Raw genomic sequence first — 16,879 nt, 5'->3', positions numbered from 1 at the left:
CGCGGCGGCGGCCCTCTCTTCGCGACCAGGTTGGTATCTGCGTTTCCCACGTAGAGTCCCGGACAAGCGAGCTTTCCACACGGCCGACGCCATCGGCCGCGCGCGGTTTCGCGCGCATATTTTTCGAGGAATAGGACGAGATGAAGATCGACCGACGCCACACCAGAGCCGGACAGTCCCCCTATGCGGATATTGAGTTTCGTGCGGCCCGCAGCGAGATCCGCAATCCAGACGGCTCGGTGGTGTTCTCGCTCGAGAATATCGACGCGCCGGCCGATTGGAGTCAGGTCGCCGTCGACGTGCTGGCGCAGAAATATTTCCGCAAGGCCGGCGTGCCGGCGCGGCTGAAGCGCGTCGAGGAGCATGAGGTTCCGAGCTTCCTGTGGCGCTCGGTCCCCGATTCGGAGGCGCTCGCCCTTCTGCCCAAGGCGGAGCGCTATGTCTCCGAGGCTTCGGCGCGCGAGGTGTTCGACCGTCTCGCCGGCGCCTGGGCCTATTGGGGCTGGAAGGGCGGCTATTTCGACACGGAAGAGGACGCCTCCGCCTTTCAGGACGAGCTGCGCTTCATGCTGGCGCGGCAAATGGCGGCGCCCAACTCGCCGCAATGGTTCAACACCGGCCTGCATTGGGCCTATGGCGTCGACGGCCCCAGCCAGGGTCATTTCTACGTCGACTACCAAACCGGCAAGCTGACTAAGTCCAAGAGCGCCTATGAGCATCCGCAACCGCACGCCTGCTTCATCCAGTCGGTGGAAGACGATCTCGTCAATGACGGCGGCATAATGGACCTGTGGGTGCGCGAGGCGCGCCTGTTCAAATATGGCTCCGGCACCGGCTCCAATTTCTCCAAGCTCCGCGGCGAGAAGGAGAAGCTCTCGGGCGGCGGCTCCTCCTCCGGCCTCATGTCCTTCCTGAAGATCGGCGACCGGGCCGCGGGCGCGATCAAATCCGGCGGCACCACGCGCCGCGCCGCGAAAATGGTGGTCGTCGACGTCGACCATCCCGATATCGAGGCCTTCATCGATTGGAAGGTGAAGGAGGAGGAGAAGGTCGCCGCGCTCGTCACCGGCTCCAAGACCGTCAAGAAGCATTTGAAGGCGGTGCTGCGCGCCTGCGTCAATTGCGAGGGGCCGGGCTTCGATTGTTTCGATCCGGAGAAGAATCCGGCGCTGAAGCGCGAGATCCGCGCCGCGCGCCGCGCCGAGGTGCCGGACAATTACATCAAGCGCGTCATTCAATTCGCGCGTCAGGGCTATAAGGACATCTCCTTCGACACCTATGACACGGATTGGGACAGCGAGGCCTATCTCACCGTCTCCGGCCAGAACTCCAACAACACCGTGCGCGTCACCGACGAGTTTCTCAAATCGGTGGAGACCAACGGCGATTGGACGCTGACGCGCCGTCTCGACGGCAAGCCGTCGAAGGTGCTGAAGGCCCGCGAATTGTGGGAGAAGATCGGCTATGCCGCCTGGGCCTCGGCCGATCCCGGAATTCAGTTCCACACGACGATCAACGATTGGCACACCTGCCCGGCCGGCGGCGCCATACGCGCCTCCAATCCGTGCTCGGAATATATGTTCCTCGATGACACGGCCTGCAATCTCGCGTCGCTGAACCTGCTGCAGTTCCGCGATCCGCAGACGAAGCGCATCGACGTCGATTCTTATGAGCACGCCGTGCGGCTGTGGACGATCGTGCTGGAAATCTCCGTGCTGATGGCGCAATTCCCTTCGCGGGAGATCGCGCAGCTTTCTTACGAATATCGCACGCTCGGCCTCGGCTACGCCAATGTCGGCGGCCTGCTGATGTCGTCGGGCATCGCCTATGACAGCGAGGCCGGCCGCGCGCTCTGCGGCGCGCTCTCGGCCATCATGACCGGCGTCGCCTATCGCGCCTCGGCGGAAATGGCCAAGGAGCGCGGCGCCTTCTCGGGCTTCGACGCCAATCGCGAAGCCATGCTGCGCGTCATTCGCAATCATCGTCGCGCCGCCCATGGCCAGCGCGCCGGCTACGAAGCGCTCGCGACCGCGCCCGTGCCGCTCGACCACGCCGCCTGTCCCGATGCGGCGCTCGTCGTCCGCGCGACGCGCGCCTGGGACGAGGCGCTCGCGCTCGGCGAGGAGCATGGCTATCGCAATGCGCAAGTCTCCGTCGTCGCGCCGACCGGCACGATCGGCCTGGTGATGGATTGCGACACGACGGGCATAGAGCCGGATTTCGCGCTGGTGAAATTCAAGAAGCTGGCCGGCGGCGGCTATTTGAAGATCGTCAATCGCGCCGCGCCGGAAGCCTTGCGCGCGCTCGGCTATCGGGAAGCGGAGATCGCCGAGATCGAGGCTTACGCTGTCGGCCACGCCTCGCTCTCCAACGCCCCGGCGATCAACACGACCTCGCTGCGCGCGCGCGGCTTCACCGACGACAAGATCGAAACGGTCGAGAAGGCGCTCGCTTCCGCCTTCGACATCAAATTCGTCTTCAACAAATGGACGCTCGGCGCGGATTTCCTCACCGGCGCGCTGAAGGTTCCGGCGGCGGCGCTCGAGGATGCGAGCTTCGATCTGCTCACCCATCTCGGCTTCACCAGACAGGACATCGAGGCGGCCAATGTCCATATCTGCGGCGCCATGACTCTGGAAGGCGCGCCGCATTTGAAGGCGGAGCATTATCCCGTCTTCGATTGCGCCAATCCCTGCGGCCGCACGGGCAAGCGCTATCTCTCGGTCGAGAGTCATATTCGCATGATGGCGGCGGCGCAGCCCTTCATCTCGGGCGCGATCTCCAAGACGATCAATATGCCCAATGACGCGACCGTCGAGGATTGCGAGGCGGCCTATCTCCTGTCCTGGAAGCTGGCGCTGAAGGCCAATGCGCTCTATCGCGACGGCTCCAAGCTGTCGCAGCCGCTCTCCTCGCAGCTCGTTTCCGACGCGGACGACGAGGCGGAGGAGGTCGCCGAGGAGATCATCTCGGCCAATGCGCCGGCGCGCGCGGCGGCGATCGCCGAGCGCATCGTCGAGCGCGTGGTGCATCAAGTGGTGCGCGAGCGCGAGAAGCTGCCCAACCGGCGCAAGAGCTATATTCAGAAGGCGACGGTGGGCGGCCATAAGGTCTATCTGCACACGGGCGAATATGCCGACGGGCGCCTCGGCGAGATCTTCATCGACATGCACAAGGAGGGCGCGGCCTTCCGCAGCCTGATGAATAATTTCGCCATCGCCATCTCGCTCGGGCTGCAATATGGCGTGCCGCTCGAGGAATATGTCGACGCCTTCACCTTCACGCGCTTCGAGCCCGCGGGCCCGGTGCAGGGCAATGACGCGATCAAATACGCGACCTCGATCATCGACTATGTGTTCCGCGAATTGGCGGTCTCCTATCTCGGCCGCACCGATCTCGCCCATGTGTCGCCGGACGACATCGGCCATGATGCGCTCGGCAAGGGCGAGCACGAGGGCAAGGCCTCGGAGAGCGCTTCCTCCATCGTGTCGAAAGGACTGCTGCGCTCCAAGGGGGATCGGCTGATGCTGGTGCGCGGCGGCGCGACCGCTCTACGTGAGAGCCCCGCGGAGGAGGCCGAGCCGCCTTTGTCGGAGCTCGGCTGGACCGCGCCGACGCGTCCGCTGGAGAGCGTCGCCGAAAAGCGCGCCGAGGCGCGGATGAAAGGCTATGTGGGCGAGGCCTGCCCGGAATGCGCGAATTTCACGCTCGTGCGCAATGGGACGTGTTTGAAGTGCGAGACGTGCGGAAGCACGACTGGGTGTAGTTAGGCATTCCGAGTTGATGTGACGGGAACCAAATTTCTTCCTCGAAAGGGGCAGCTTCTTCCTTTAAAATAAAAGTAAATATTTCTGGCAACAACAGAACCTATTGTTGCCAGAAATAAATCAAAATACAGGACAGATGTAGCCGCAATGCAAAGACGCATGCGTAAGCTATTGTGATAAAGTGGCACAAATGTAGAAATAGCTCTAACTATACATACGGAAACGCGATGTCTACTGATCTTGACCAGTTCGTTACCCGCATCGAAGCAGGTCGCACGGTGCTTCTCTTCGGGGCCGGGTCGTCGATTCCCTCTGGCGCTCCCAGCGTGCAGAAGCTGATCGATCATTTCTCGACTGAATTCAAGATCATAGGCGACAATTGGAGCTTGGCGGAGGTCTCTAGTCTTGCCGTTACGAAAGCCTCACGCTCAAAGGTGATTAAAGAACTTCGAAAACTAATATCGAACCTGACACCGACAGGAGGACTCCGCAACCTTCCACTTTATTCGTGGAAAAGCATATTCACGACAAACTACGATGATCTTATTGAGCAGGCTTACTCAGCTAGGGGTAAAACGTTACGTATATATGATTCAAATTTTAGCTTCACATCCGGAGATGAAACTTCGGACTGTGTTCTTTTTAAAATACACGGAACCATCGAAAAAGACATATCTGATGGGCACACATCTCAGATTATTCTTACAGAATCCGACAATGAGCAAACTGAACAGTACCGAGAATACCTATACGATAGACTGAAAGGCGATATTGCTGGATCAGATCTTATAGTGATTGGGCACTCTCTAGCTGACCCGGACATAAAATCTATCGTAAACCGGGCTGCTGCTCTGAATGCAAAAATTCTGTCCCCCGCAAAAATCTGTTTACTCATGTATGTCAATGACGAGAGTCGAGCATCTTTATGGGAGCAGCGAGGGATTACAGTCTGTTTTGGCGGAATAGATGATTTTTTTGTTGCAATGGCGCGTGCGCATGCCTGCCCAACTGTAACGAATCCGCCTACTAGCAGTGATCCACTCGGAAAAGCACAAAGCTTACATCCTGTCACGCTCGATGTGAAACACGCGATTGCTCAGGCGTCAGATATCCACTCAATGTTTTATGGTAGGCCTGGCGCCTACGCGGACATTGAAGCCGGATTCACGTTCAGGCGTAAAATTGTGGACGATATCGTCGAATATTTCGATGCAGACGGTTCCCTATGCGTGACGCTTCTCGGCGCTAGTGGCGTGGGAAAGACAACCGCTGCGAGGCAAGCTCTACACTCCCTGCATAAGAAAGGCTTCTGGTGCTGGGAGCATAAGGAGGATCACGTCCTATCCGCGCAAAGCTGGCATAGCGTTGCTCAAACACTTATGACAAACAAGGAGGTTGGCGTATTGCTTATCGATGATGCCCACAGGCATCTCCAAGAGCTCAACGATTTAGTCGATAGCTTAGTTCAGAGCGACAACGCACATCTTAAAATCGTGATCGTCTCGTCTCGCAACCATTGGAGCCCGCGAATAAAGACTTCAAATATATTTAGATTTGGGGTTAGCGTTACGCTTTCAAAGCTTGAAGAATCAGAGATAGATCGCCTTTTGAGCCTCGTGGATGCAAGTAAGGAAGTGCGCGCGCTGGTTGGCGATCAATTTAGCGGGTTCAACAAGCAAGAGCGCCGTCGGCGACTAATTGTTCGCTGTGAGGCTGACATGTTTGTCTGCATGAAAAACATATTTGCAAATGACTCTTTCGATAATATCGTACTCCGAGAATTTGCGGAACTTGATCCCGCTTTAAGGGATATCTATCGCTATGTTGCCGCGATGGAAACGGCTGGAGTGCGCGTACATCGACAGCTTATTATCAGAACCCTTGGGATTTCTGTCCAAAATATTCATGCAATTCTCCAAAATTTGGAGGATATCATCCACGAATATGCAATTGATGAGAAGCTAGGTATTTATGGGTGGAAGTGCCGACACCCTGTCATTTCGGGGATTGTAACAAAATACAAATTTCAGGATCTAGATAAGTTCATCGGGATGCTGGATCGCGTCATAGATAACATTTCTCCGACGTACGACGTCGAGATTCGTTCTTTGAGAGAGCTTTGCAATATGGAGACGGGAATTTCTCGTATCCCCGATAAAAACGAACAAAATCGGCTGCTCCGAAAAATGATGTCGAATGCGCCGGGGGAGCGCGTCCCTCGTCATAGACTTATCAGAAATTTGATTGAACAAGACGATTTTGACAAGGCAGAAACGGAAATAAAGGTCTTCGACAAGGACTTCGGGCCTGACGGACCAGTTCAAAGGTACAAGATAAAGTTGAAAGTTGGAAGGGCAGTCAGAACTCCAAAGATCTTGGAAGAAGATCGTATTTCAATGTTGGAGCAGGCTTATGAGCTTGCGTCATATGGCACGCGACGCTACCCAAACAACAAAAACATCCTCGCGGCATTTGCGGAACTAGGCGTCGAATATTATAAGAAGACTGCAAAAATGGACTACTACGATGAAGCGATCGCGGCTTTACAGGCCGCCGAAGAGGAGCTTGCGGACCCTGAGATCAGCAAGATCATTCGTCGTTTCAACCAACGGATGTTCGGTCAGAATGGCCCGGAAATTGTCGACGACCAAGTAGTGACGTGAGGTCGTCCGCAAAGGTGTTAACCATCACGCCGCAGAAACCGCTTTGGCCCTTGACGTTCAGCGTTTGTTCGTTATTTTCGTCGCTATGAGCACGACCTTGACCATCCTCGGCGAACAGGAACGCCTCGAACGGGCACCATACGGCGTCCCGGCGGCTTCGTTCGTCCCCGGCGAGGTCCGTCGCATCTGAACCGGAATCCGGGGACGCTTGCAGTCGAGCGTTTCCGATGCGTTTTGGTTCACATCCCACATCCACGACAGACGGCAGAATTGCCCCCTCGAGCACTGCGCGGAGCCTCGCGTCGGCGGGGGTGATTCGCGTCCCCTTGACCGGCGTTTTGCACGATTTCGCCGCGACTCGGCGATTCTCCGGCTTTCCGGCCACACCAGACCCCGGAAAGCCCAATAAATCTTGGGTGCGCTTGCCCGCCACATTCATCGATTCGCTATGCCCGATGGCCGGGCCAAGGCCGATTTCCAAGACCTCTAAAAAAAATCGAGGGCCAAGTTCGCCGGAGCCTATTGGCTTCCTGCTGATTCGCACCGCGCGAATCACCCCGACATCGCGCCACGGCGCGTTGACCGGTTCAAAAAGCCGAGTCAGCGTTTTGGAATTGCGATTGCTCAGGGGAGGCAGACACCGAGGACTGCGAAGGCATGAAGAAGCGGAGCGTCCCTCGCTGCCAGGCGAGGAACGCTCCTGAAATCCTACCGCTCGCGAAGCTTCGCGGCAGACCGAGCGGCATTGACCAAGTATTATCGAGGCAATCTATCGCGTCCTGATTGAGGAAATTTCACTTCGGGCGTTACGCCGAACACCAATGAATCCCGGGGACTCCGCGGAAGAATTGTGGTTCCCCGCACAGCCATCGTATCGCGCCGGCAAATAATCGATCGGCGCGCAAAGCTCTCATTTTCTGACATGCTGCTCGGCGGCGAGCCCTCTCCATTCGCCGCCGAGCACGCCCGTCACACAGGCGCGTCGGGGACGCCGTGCACATGCACGTCGCGGCCCGAATGCTTCGTGAGAATATCGACGGCGCTTTTTTCATGCGCCGCGTCACGCGTGCGCACCCACAGCAGAATCCCGCCACGATCCAGCTGCTCTTGCAGATATTGGGCGTGATGCTCGCCGATCAGCCTGGCGAACAAAGCTCCGACGAGCCCGCCGCCGCCGCCGGCGATCGCAGCCGCAGCGAGCGCCGCCGCCATCGTCCCTCCGCTCGCGAATATGAGCCCGGCCGCGCCAATGGCGCCGATATAGCCGAGGCCGCCGACCAGCGCGCCTTGCGCCTCGCCGATCGACTCCGGCGAAATATAGGCGCCGCGGGGAACATCGGCGGCGTCCTCGACATCCGCGGCCTTCTGATAAGCATGGCCGAGCTTTTCTTCGACGACGCGCTCGCCGGCCATGAGGCTGATTTCCGCGCGGTCGAAGCCCGAGGTCTGCAATTCGTCGATCGCCTCCTGCAGCGTCTCGGCCGTGTCGAACACGCCGACAGCTTCGCGCACTTCGCTGATCTCGTCGCCGGACGCCATGCGATCGCCTCCTCGTGATATCAGATGCTCGAGCGACACATATCGTCGCGCGTGATCGGCGCCGCATCGATGCGCTGCGCCAACCGAAAGTGGAAGTCGTAAATCTCCGCCACGCGGGACCAAACCGGCGCCCGGATGGCCTTCGGCGACCGCCTGGGCTCTCAGATACCGTCGCGCGCCGGCGCTTCAATATGCGGCGTCACGACGCGCTTTTGGACGTCGGTCGGCGGCGGCGTGAGTTTCGAAGCCGCGCGACGCGAAACGGCGACGCCTCTGGCTCGCCGAGCAATCCGCGAAAGCGGGAGCCCGAACCGCCTCGACTTCTCCCGTGTTTCCTGCGACGACTGCGGTCCAACGAAAATGCGGCTTGCTTTCGCGGCTTCGGCCCTTCGCGACGACATGCGTCGGAACGGCGTTCGCGCCGTTTCTTGCATGAACCGCCGCGGGCCGTAGGCTACGGCCGAAGCCGCGCCACAGGAGATCGACCTTGCCCGAGGAAAAGACATTCACCCGAGAGCACCCCAAGACGGTCGGCGAGCTGATCGAAGCCTTGCAGAAGCTGCCCCCGGCCGCGCGCGTCATGCTACATGGCGAGGAAGACAGTCTCTATGATTGCGGCGCGCCGATGATCGAGCTGGTGATGCTGAATCGATATCCCGACAGCAAGGAGAATCTCGGCCCGCATCGCCTGTCGAGCGGCATGGACGCCGATAAGGCCATCGGCGTCGTGATCATAAAGGATCCGATCCGGGAATTCTGACACGGCGCGCCGCCGGTCGCGGCGTCGGCGCGGCCGGGAAAATCGCCTCGGTCCGCGCCGTCGCAAGGCGCGTGGCCCTCCAGATCGCGCGCGGATGATCCCCTGCGCAACGGCGACGTCTCGACTTCAATATGCGCGAGAGTCGCGAAGCACCATCGTCATGGTCCGAAATATGATGCCGATATCCAACAATAGAGTCCAATTGTCGATATAATAGAGATCGCAGTCCACCCGGTTCCGCAGCTTGTCCAGAGTGTCGAGCTCGCCGCGAAAACCTTTGACTTGCGCCCAGCCGGTCATTCCCGGCTTCACCCTGTGGCGCACGGCGTAATATTCGACGAGCTCGTCGAGATTTCGCCCGTCGGTCTTGGTGGCCAGCGCATGCGGACGCGGGCCGACGATCGACATATCGCCCTGGATCACATTGAACAGCTGGGGCAATTCGTCGATGCTAGAGCGACGGATCAGACGCCCGACGCGCGTGACTCTCGGATCGGCCCGGCTCGTTTGAACCGAGGCGTGCGGGTCGGTCTTCTCGACGAACATAGAGCGGAATTTCCACAATTCGAATATGCGTCCGTTGAAACCGACGCGTCGCTGACGAAAGCAGATCGGGCCGGGCGAGTCGATCTTGATCGCTACGGCGGTCAACGTCATCAAAGGCGCGAGAAGAACCAGAGCGCAAGTCGCGAGAACAATGTCTTCGAGCCGTTTGAACCAGAGGCTCCAACCGTGGATCGGCTCCTCTATTCCGCAAAAGGAGATGCGGTCGCCGAATTTCGAGACATCGATCACATCGGCGAGAATGCGTCGATCCGCCGGCAGCACGAAGACGCGGGTCGATAAATGCCGCAGCAGATCGAGATTGCGGAGAACCGTGGGGATCTTGTCCCATGGCGCCACGAGATAGACGTGATCGATCTCGTCCTGGACGATACGATCCGACAAATCCGCGAGCTCGGCGAGATCGTCGAATTTGGCGTGTCCGACGACGAACTCCTCATTATGGGTCTGGCCCTCGATCTCCCGCGGATGCAGCGGATCGCAGAAGACGCCGATCGACAAGGCACGATGGACGAAGGCGCTCTCCGCGAGCGATTGCCGGATGCGCAACAAGATCACCGCGCGCGCGGTGATCGCCAGCATCGTGCCGCTCCCCGCCCAGGAAAAGAACCAGAGACGGGAATAGCTCTCCGCCGATTTCGTCGCAGCCGCCATGCAGATCATCAAGGCGAAAGTGCACAAAAAGGACAGGGACGCGCGCGAAAGCACGTGTCGGCGATCCAATATCGTGGGCGTTCGATAGACCTCGAAGATATGCGCCAATCCGAACTGCAGCGAGGCGGCGAACAAGATCGCCCAGATTTGCCATTCCTGCGGCGACCGAGCGGAGGCGCCGCCCGTCGAGCCGAAGAGGCCGACGCATAGGAATCCGGCCGCCACGAGAGCGATCAAATCGAATGCGGCGAAGCCGGCGGCGAAATTATACAATGAAAAACGCTTCGACTTCCGCGTCGATCTGCGGGACCAGGCGACCTCTCGCGAGTCGCAGAAATCCAACCACATACTCGTCAACCCCTAAAATATATGCAAGTAATCTAGCTTAATTTTCTGTTAACGCAACCCTCCGAGCGACGCGCTTTTCTAAAAACGACAAGTCGAAACGGCGAATTCGTCGGGGAAAGGCGCTCCGGCGCAATCGCCCGCTCGGGACAGCCTCATTGCTTACGCGCCACGAGCGCGCCGGTCTCCGCGTCGCACCCGCGGGCTTGCAAGCCGAGATCGATCGAAACGGGACCGACGACGCTCGCCCGCATTCGCGGAGAGGCGCGACCATCGCGGTGAGAGAAGCGGCCGCCGAAGCCGCTGCGCAGTTCTGCGGCTTTCGCGCGCGTATATATGGCGGGCGTCGACCTTCGAGCCCATGGAGGCGTCGCCAGTCTCGCGGAGGCGGCAGGTGTAAAGCGCTAGATTCACAGATTATTACCCATAAATAGCAGATGTTCGCAATCATTGAACTATCACAAATCCCTGCAAATAGATCGTAGAAGGTCGAACGACGCCGCCGATCTCGACTCTTTCTGCCAAATGCTGGCCACATTTTAAAACTAGGTCATGGGAACGAGTTTGCCGACGCGCATGATCGAGAGACCCTTCCTCGGGAGGAGAGCGATCTACATTCCGAGAGAAAGACTTCGAATGAACTTATTGCGAGCCGCCCTCGATCGAAACCGATACCGCCTACCGATCAGAGGCGCGCTCTGGGCCGCTTCATCCAGCCCCTTCGAACAGGCTCCCACTCGCACGAACTTCCTCACCTTCCCGAAAAAATGGGATTGGTCGACCGGCGAACGGCGCGCCGCCCCTGCGCGCCTCCGGGACCGGGTCGCGAATAATCGCTCCGACCAAAGCCTCCACCGCCGCCGCCTCGGGCCGATCTCCGGAACCAAAATTCGAAAGACGACCCGTCCGCCGCTCCCGAGGCCGCGTCCCCATCATCCCCGCACCCGTGCGGAAGGACTTCCCATCACGACGACCCTCACCGTCGGCGACCGTCATGATGCGGAGCATGCGCGCCGAACCAGGGGCGCATCGAAGTCGCCGAACCTTCGCCGACGAGCGGCAAGACGACCGCATCCGGAAAGCGAGCCGACCCGTCGCCTCGACGCATGATCAAGTCCAGGGGAGCTTTTCGAGAGGAAAAAGCCGCTCTCCGCGAGATTACACGGAATGCTCAGGGCGCCGATGAGGTCGATCGGCATCCGCCGATTTTTTTGTCGCCGGAAGCGCCGAGTCGCGGCGCTTCTCGCAAGCGTGTTTGATTGCGTGATCGTATCGAGTGGGCATTGGCGCGCTTTTGCGCGCGACCGGAATCGGTCGCACGATAAAAACTCACGCCAGATCGATATACGGCGGCGAGCTCTCATCGAAAGATAGACGATCTTTCGAAATCACGCGCCCGCGCCGAAATCGTCGAAATGAAACCTCGGAAATCCTAACGCGGGTATTTCCAGGCCAAACTTTTCATGTGCTGAAAAAAGCAGCCGATACGCATTCTCGAGACAACTCCTAATAAAGGATAGATCGACATGACCTATAAATCGGTTCCTTTGGTTCTGCTCTCCCTCGCTCTTCATCTTTTATTCTGGGAGACGACGCCGTCATCCGCCCAGACGACCTCCAGCGCCTATGCGCAATGGCAGAACTTTCCGCAGAGCGCGAGCTTTTTCCCGATCGCGATCTTCGTCACCAATCCCAATCGCCCTCTGGGCGCCGGCGCCCCTTTCGCGACAGCCGGGCAGGCCGCGGCCGCAGCCAAGATCAACATTTTCCTCGGCATCGACAATGGCGGGACGAACTGGCCGACGGGCGTATGCGTCGGCGACAGCAACGGATATCTCGCGGCGGTGAAAAGTCTCGGCATGTATTTGATTTCAGAGACAAATCTCAACAACAACACAGCGTCCGATTCGATATCGTCGATCACGTGCCTCGCTTCGTCGATCGGCGCGCTCGGCAATGTGATCGGCTGGAATATGGGCGACGAAGCCCAATGCGGCACGCCATTGACCAGTGTGCCGAGCCAAACCGCTCGACTGACCAGCTACGACAGCACGCGTCCCTTGTTCTATAATATGAACGATTGGCCGTTCGACCACGGCGTCTGCAATCCCGTTTCACAGAATGTCACCGCGTTGCAGGCGGTGAGCGTCGGGTCGTTCGATCTCTATCCCATCATCAGCCCCTGGAACGGCGGCAACGGTATTCCGCTCGTCGCGGGACAACCGCAGGACAGCCTGTGGATTCAGGGTTATTCGGTCAATCGCTTCATCGCCAATGCGCGGCCCGGTCAACCGATATGGGCATTCGTGGAAACCGGCGGCAATGCGCTCGGTTATTCGACGCAGGCCGGCAGCTCCTGCAATGTCGCCACGAACCTGTGCACGCCGCACAACAATGAATATCGCGCCACGAACGAACAGGTGAACGCCGAAGCCTGGATGAGCATCATCAATGGCGCGCAAGGGATCGAATGGTTCTGTCACGACAGCGTGGCGCTCGCCTATTGCCTCGGCGAGGGCGGCAGCGCGACGGCAGTATCCATCCAGGCGAATTTGACCTATATCGACACCACGATTTTGTCCTTCGCGCAGCAATTGAACGCGCCGACCATCGGCATGTGCACGATGAACGGAGGCATATCCTATACGAATTTCAGGGGCTCCTGCGGGCAGGGCCTCCTGACGATGGTGACCGGCAACCCTGCCGTGCCGGGCTCGGCTCTCGTCAAGAATTTCAACGGCGACCTCTATCTATTCGCCGATTCCGATCGCAACGGTTCGGCGACAATGACATTCACGCTCGCCGGTCAAGCAGGCAAGACAGCCACGGTCGTCTATGACTCCAACGCCAAATATGATCCGGGACATTCGGGCGTCGGCCAGACTTTCGTGCTGAACGGGAGCGGTCAGTTCTCGGACACGTTCGGCGCAAACGGACACAATTACCAGCCCAAGATCTATAAGATCAGCGGCAACACCGCCCTTTCGCCCTCGATCACGAGCGCATCGACCGCCAGCGGCGTCGTCGGAACGCCATTCTCCTACACGATCACCGCCACCAATAGCCCGACGGCCTTCGACGCTGTCGGACTGCCCGCCGGACTGTCGATCGACAAAGCGACCGGGATCATCTCGGGGACGCCGACGACCGCCGGCGCGTCCACTGTCGCATTGAACGCCACCAATGCGCAGGGAACCGGAACAGCGGCATTGAGCCTGACGATCAGCGCCGCGAGCGGCGGCTCGACGTCGAGCCTGTTCCCGAACACTGTCACGCCCGCCATTTTGAACGTCAACGACACGAATTCGGTCGAGCTCGGCGTCAGATTCCAGACGTCGAGGGCGGGCAAGATCACGGGCATACGCTTCTACAAAGGGGCGCAGAACGTCGGCGCGCATACGGCGCATCTGTGGACCGAATCGGGGACGTTGCTCGCGACCGCGAGCTTCGCCAATGAGACGGCGACGGGCTGGCAGACTGTGAGCTTCGCCACGCCGGTCGTCATCGCCGCCGGAGCGACTTATGTCGCTTCCTATCACAGCAGCGGGCATTATTCCGCGAACAACGACTTCTTCACCAGCGCCTATTCGAACGCGCCTCTGGTCGCGCTCGCCAATGGCGGAGTGTTCGCTTACGGAACATCGGCGCTGTTCCCGAGCGGCTCGTATCGAGCGAGCAATTATTGGGTCGATGTGTTCTTCCAGTGAGTCGAAGATCGACCCGCGCCGGGTCGAGGCCGAAAGCCTCGACCCGGGCGACGTCCCCGCTCGCGCCTTCGGCGCGATCCCTCGCTTCGGGCGCTCGCGCAACGTCGTCGCGGGCGGCAGGACGCAGGATCGACGCCGCATGGGCTTCGCCTTGCTCGTCGTCGTCTGGGGGCTCGGCCTCATCTCCCTGCTCGTCGTATCCTTTGCGTCGAGCAGTCGCCTCCGCCTGCGCAATGCGTTCGACTTCGCCGGCGCGGTGCGCGCCAAACTCATTGTCGACGGCGCCGTCGATGTCGCGATTTTAACGCTCCTATCCGAACGCGCGGCCGGCCAGTCGGCGGCGCTTCACGATGGCGCGCCGCTTTTTTGCGCGCTCGACGGCGCCGCCGTCGCAATCACGACCGAAGACGAAGGCGGCAAGGTCGACATCAACGCCGCGCCCCACGATCTCCTCGAAGCAATGCTGGCGGGCCTCGGACTTGAAATGCGCCGAGCCGACATCGTGGCGAATGCGATCATCGATTTTCGCACGCCGCCGACGCGTGAAATCGGACTTGCGACGAGGAGCGCGGACGCCTCGGACAAGCCCTTCCCGCCCAAGCATGCGCCATTCGAGTCCGTGCTGGAGATCGACCAGGTCGCCGGCGTCGACCCGCCACTCTTTCGAGCGCTCATCCCATTCGTCACGATCGATCGGCGCGGCTTGTCGAGCGCCCACAGGATCAAGCAAGGCGTCGACCCTCTCGTGACGCCGCCGGCGTTATTCGCGGCTCTCGCCGGCCTTCCGCGCGAGGAGGTTCGCGCTTTGATGAACACGCCATTTCCAAACAGGCTCGACCGCGACGATCCGCGCTTCCGGCCGGCCTTCAGGGCGCCCAGCGACCATAGACTCTTTCTCATCCGCGCAGAATCCCTTCTATCGACGGGCCAGGCCGCGGTCAGCGAGATATTGGTCGAGCTTCATGCCGACGGCGGTTCGCAACCCTATGTCGTCCGCGAGTGGAGACATGGATCGGCGAGACATGTCGGTCGGCTGCGCGTCATGGTCGAGAATGGCGAGGCGACGACGCCGAACTGCTGGTCACGCTATTTCGGTTGGAGCGAATTCTGATCACGAGAAGGATTTTGCTCACGCGAAAAGCGTTCGAGAGTCTTTTCATGCTTCATGGAAACATGATTGCTTTTGTTTTGACGCGTTTCCAACGCCGAACCGGCGCCCGCTTCGGCCTGGAAGCGCTCTAGTCTTTCGGTTTCGGCAGGATCATTCCGCCGCCCGGGATCATGGCCATCCATCCGGTGAGCTTGTTCTCCAAGCCCAATCGCGCCGCCAGACCTCTGAGGCTGATGATCGATCCGACGAGCGTCACGACGCCGCCGGCGATGATCCTCGTCACCCCCTCCATCGTCGTCGAAACGACCAGCGAGGCGCAGATGCAGCAGGACGCCATGACGACGAGGCGCGTCACACTGGACGACCAATGAAATCCGACGAGCGCTCGCGCGATCCCCAGCGTGATCGGAATGTGTAGCGCATAAGTCGCGGCGAACGCCTGCGCCGCGCCAGGAAGACCGTTGCGATCGACCAGAAAGAACAGGAAGCCGACTTGAAGCAGTGCGAAGACCGTCTCGACGACGAAAACGAGACGCGCCGCGCCTTTCGCCAAAAATATGAATCCGATCGGCCAGGACAGCACCTGCCCGAACACGCCGAGCACCATCCAAGGCAGGAGCTCGGCCGCGCCCAGAAAGCGGCTGGTGTAGAAGAAAATCATGATCAAAGGAGCGAAAGCGAGTGTGGCCAGCAGGCCGGGCAACGCCAGAAGAACGCCGACTTCCATTTGCTCATTGACGAGGCGCGCCGCGTGAGCGCGATCGTGAATCGCCGCGCTCAGGCGAGGGTAGTAATCGGCGCCCATCGCCGAAAGGATGAAGCCGGCAAACAGGCCCGACAGCGTCCACGCCGCCTGATATATGCCGGCGCTATCGATTCCATATCGGCTCGCGACGACCGAACGGGTAAGCGCGTCCAGCCCCGCCGCGAGAACGGCGCTCCACATGAATGCGACGCCGAGCCTGACGAAGCGCTTCAATCCCTCGAATGTCTCGATCCAACTCAAATCGACCGCGCTGATCGCTATTCGTCTCGAAAACCAATAAGACACGGACGCATTGATCACCGCGGTCGCCACCAGCGCCGGCGCCACGCCCGCCTCCCCGAGGACGAGATAAATCGCAACGGCGACCACGGAACCGAGCAGCGTCCCCAGAACATTCACGCGCGCGATGTCCTCGATCCGCCGCAGCCCCTGCAGCAGAGCGAGCCGGCCGGTCGCGAAAGCGCCGAGCAGGAGCGTCACCCCGAGAATTGCGATCGCGCGCTCGTGCTCGGTCGAGCCGAATAGCCAGAGGCTGATCGGGCGTGCGAGCAGAGCCGAAGACAGCCAGCCAAGGCATCCCGTCGCCCAGCAAGCGCGCCGCAGAATACGTATCGTTCGCGCCGCCTCGACGGGGTCGTCCCGGCCGAAGGCGAGAACCACCTCGCGCACCGAGCTGCCGCCCACGCCCAGTCCCGATACTGTGCCGATAAATCCCATCGCGGAAGTATAAAGACCGAGCAGCCCAATTCCGGTCGGCCCGAGCAGCAGGGCCACGATCTTGACCCGCAACAGACCGATCAAATAGTTGAGGCCCGCAGCGCCTCCCATGATGGACGACGAACGCAATATTTGCCGATAGGAATCTCTCTCACTATTCATGACGCCTTCAATATCCGCCTTTGAAATGACAATGAAACCATAATACAAACCTGGCGCGACGGCAAACAGTCGCAACGACGGCCAGACGACGCAGCTCCCGTGCTGTTTTCCGCCGCTGGTCGCA

9 protein-coding genes are annotated in these 16,879 nt (G+C 59.8%); 5 read left to right on the top strand and 4 right to left on the bottom strand.

What is annotated here, in order from left to right:
• Positions 1–140: 140 nt before the first annotated feature.
• Together AC6IY7_RS16155 and AC6IY7_RS16150 are read left to right on the top strand one after the other, a co-directional pair.
• The gene (locus AC6IY7_RS16155) at positions 141–3,770 is read left to right on the top strand and encodes a vitamin B12-dependent ribonucleotide reductase (RefSeq protein ID WP_497780432.1); all 3,630 of its coding nucleotides are present in this window, start codon (positions 141–143) and stop codon (positions 3,768–3,770) included.
• Positions 3,771–3,994: 224 nt separating this feature from the next.
• A complete protein-coding gene (locus AC6IY7_RS16150; protein ID WP_497780431.1) occupies positions 3,995–6,430 on the top strand; it encodes an SIR2 family protein in 2,436 nt (811 codons plus the stop codon).
• On the opposite strand, the gene AC6IY7_RS16145 is transcribed toward AC6IY7_RS16150, so the two are convergent.
• Complete coding sequence (locus AC6IY7_RS16145) at positions 6,369–6,911, bottom strand: hypothetical protein (RefSeq protein WP_497780430.1); 543 nt, start codon at positions 6,909–6,911, stop codon at positions 6,369–6,371. The two genes, AC6IY7_RS16150 and AC6IY7_RS16145, sit on opposite strands and share 62 nt — an antisense overlap.
• A 488-nt stretch (positions 6,912–7,399) precedes the next feature.
• Positions 7,400–7,969: a hypothetical protein gene (locus AC6IY7_RS16140; RefSeq protein ID WP_497780429.1), complete on the bottom strand. Its 570-nt coding sequence runs from the start codon at positions 7,967–7,969 to the stop codon at positions 7,400–7,402.
• A 487-nt stretch (positions 7,970–8,456) separates the two neighbouring features.
• Between AC6IY7_RS16140 and AC6IY7_RS16135 the strand changes: the two genes are divergently transcribed.
• Entirely contained in the window at positions 8,457–8,729 is a 273-nt protein-coding gene (locus tag AC6IY7_RS16135) for a hypothetical protein (RefSeq protein ID WP_497780428.1), read from the top strand.
• Positions 8,730–8,855: 126 nt separating this feature from the next.
• Here AC6IY7_RS16135 and AC6IY7_RS16130 read toward each other — a convergent pair whose 3' ends face one another.
• Positions 8,856–10,220 carry an exopolysaccharide biosynthesis polyprenyl glycosylphosphotransferase gene (locus AC6IY7_RS16130; RefSeq protein WP_497780427.1) on the bottom strand — a complete coding sequence of 455 codons (1,365 nt, stop codon included), beginning with the start codon at positions 10,218–10,220 and terminating at the stop codon, positions 8,856–8,858.
• A 1,598-nt stretch (positions 10,221–11,818) separates the two neighbouring features.
• On the opposite strand from AC6IY7_RS16130, the gene AC6IY7_RS16125 reads away from it, so the two are divergent.
• The gene (locus AC6IY7_RS16125) at positions 11,819–13,999 is read left to right on the top strand and encodes a DUF4082 domain-containing protein (protein ID WP_497780426.1); all 2,181 of its coding nucleotides are present in this window, start codon (positions 11,819–11,821) and stop codon (positions 13,997–13,999) included.
• A gap of 139 nt (positions 14,000–14,138) precedes the next feature.
• Positions 14,139–15,110 (top strand): type II secretion system minor pseudopilin, encoded by a 972-nt coding sequence (locus AC6IY7_RS16120; RefSeq protein ID WP_497780425.1) that lies wholly within the window; start codon positions 14,139–14,141, stop codon positions 15,108–15,110.
• A gap of 127 nt (positions 15,111–15,237) precedes the next feature.
• Here AC6IY7_RS16120 and AC6IY7_RS16115 read toward each other — a convergent pair whose 3' ends face one another.
• The gene (locus AC6IY7_RS16115; protein ID WP_497780424.1) at positions 15,238–16,755 is read right to left on the bottom strand and encodes an O-antigen translocase; all 1,518 of its coding nucleotides are present in this window, start codon (positions 16,753–16,755) and stop codon (positions 15,238–15,240) included.
• Positions 16,756–16,879 lie beyond the last annotated feature (124 nt).

This window comes from Methylosinus sp. is20ea (assembly GCF_059718135.1).
The sequence above is the reverse complement of the archived record's forward strand: the minus strand, read 5'-3'. Positions and strand labels throughout refer to the sequence as shown.

Coding starts and splice junctions, on each gene's coding strand:
- AC6IY7_RS16140 (WP_497780429.1), bottom strand. CDS start 7,969: ATGGCGTCCGGCGACGAGATCAGCGAAGTGCGCGAAGCTGTCGGCGTG.
- AC6IY7_RS16115 (WP_497780424.1), bottom strand. CDS start 16,755: ATGAATAGTGAGAGAGATTCCTATCGGCAAATATTGCGTTCGTCGTCC.
- AC6IY7_RS16125 (WP_497780426.1), top strand. CDS start 11,819: ATGACCTATAAATCGGTTCCTTTGGTTCTGCTCTCCCTCGCTCTTCAT.
- AC6IY7_RS16120 (WP_497780425.1), top strand. CDS start 14,139: ATGGGCTTCGCCTTGCTCGTCGTCGTCTGGGGGCTCGGCCTCATCTCC.
- AC6IY7_RS16150 (WP_497780431.1), top strand. CDS start 3,995: ATGTCTACTGATCTTGACCAGTTCGTTACCCGCATCGAAGCAGGTCGC.
- AC6IY7_RS16155 (WP_497780432.1), top strand. CDS start 141: ATGAAGATCGACCGACGCCACACCAGAGCCGGACAGTCCCCCTATGCG.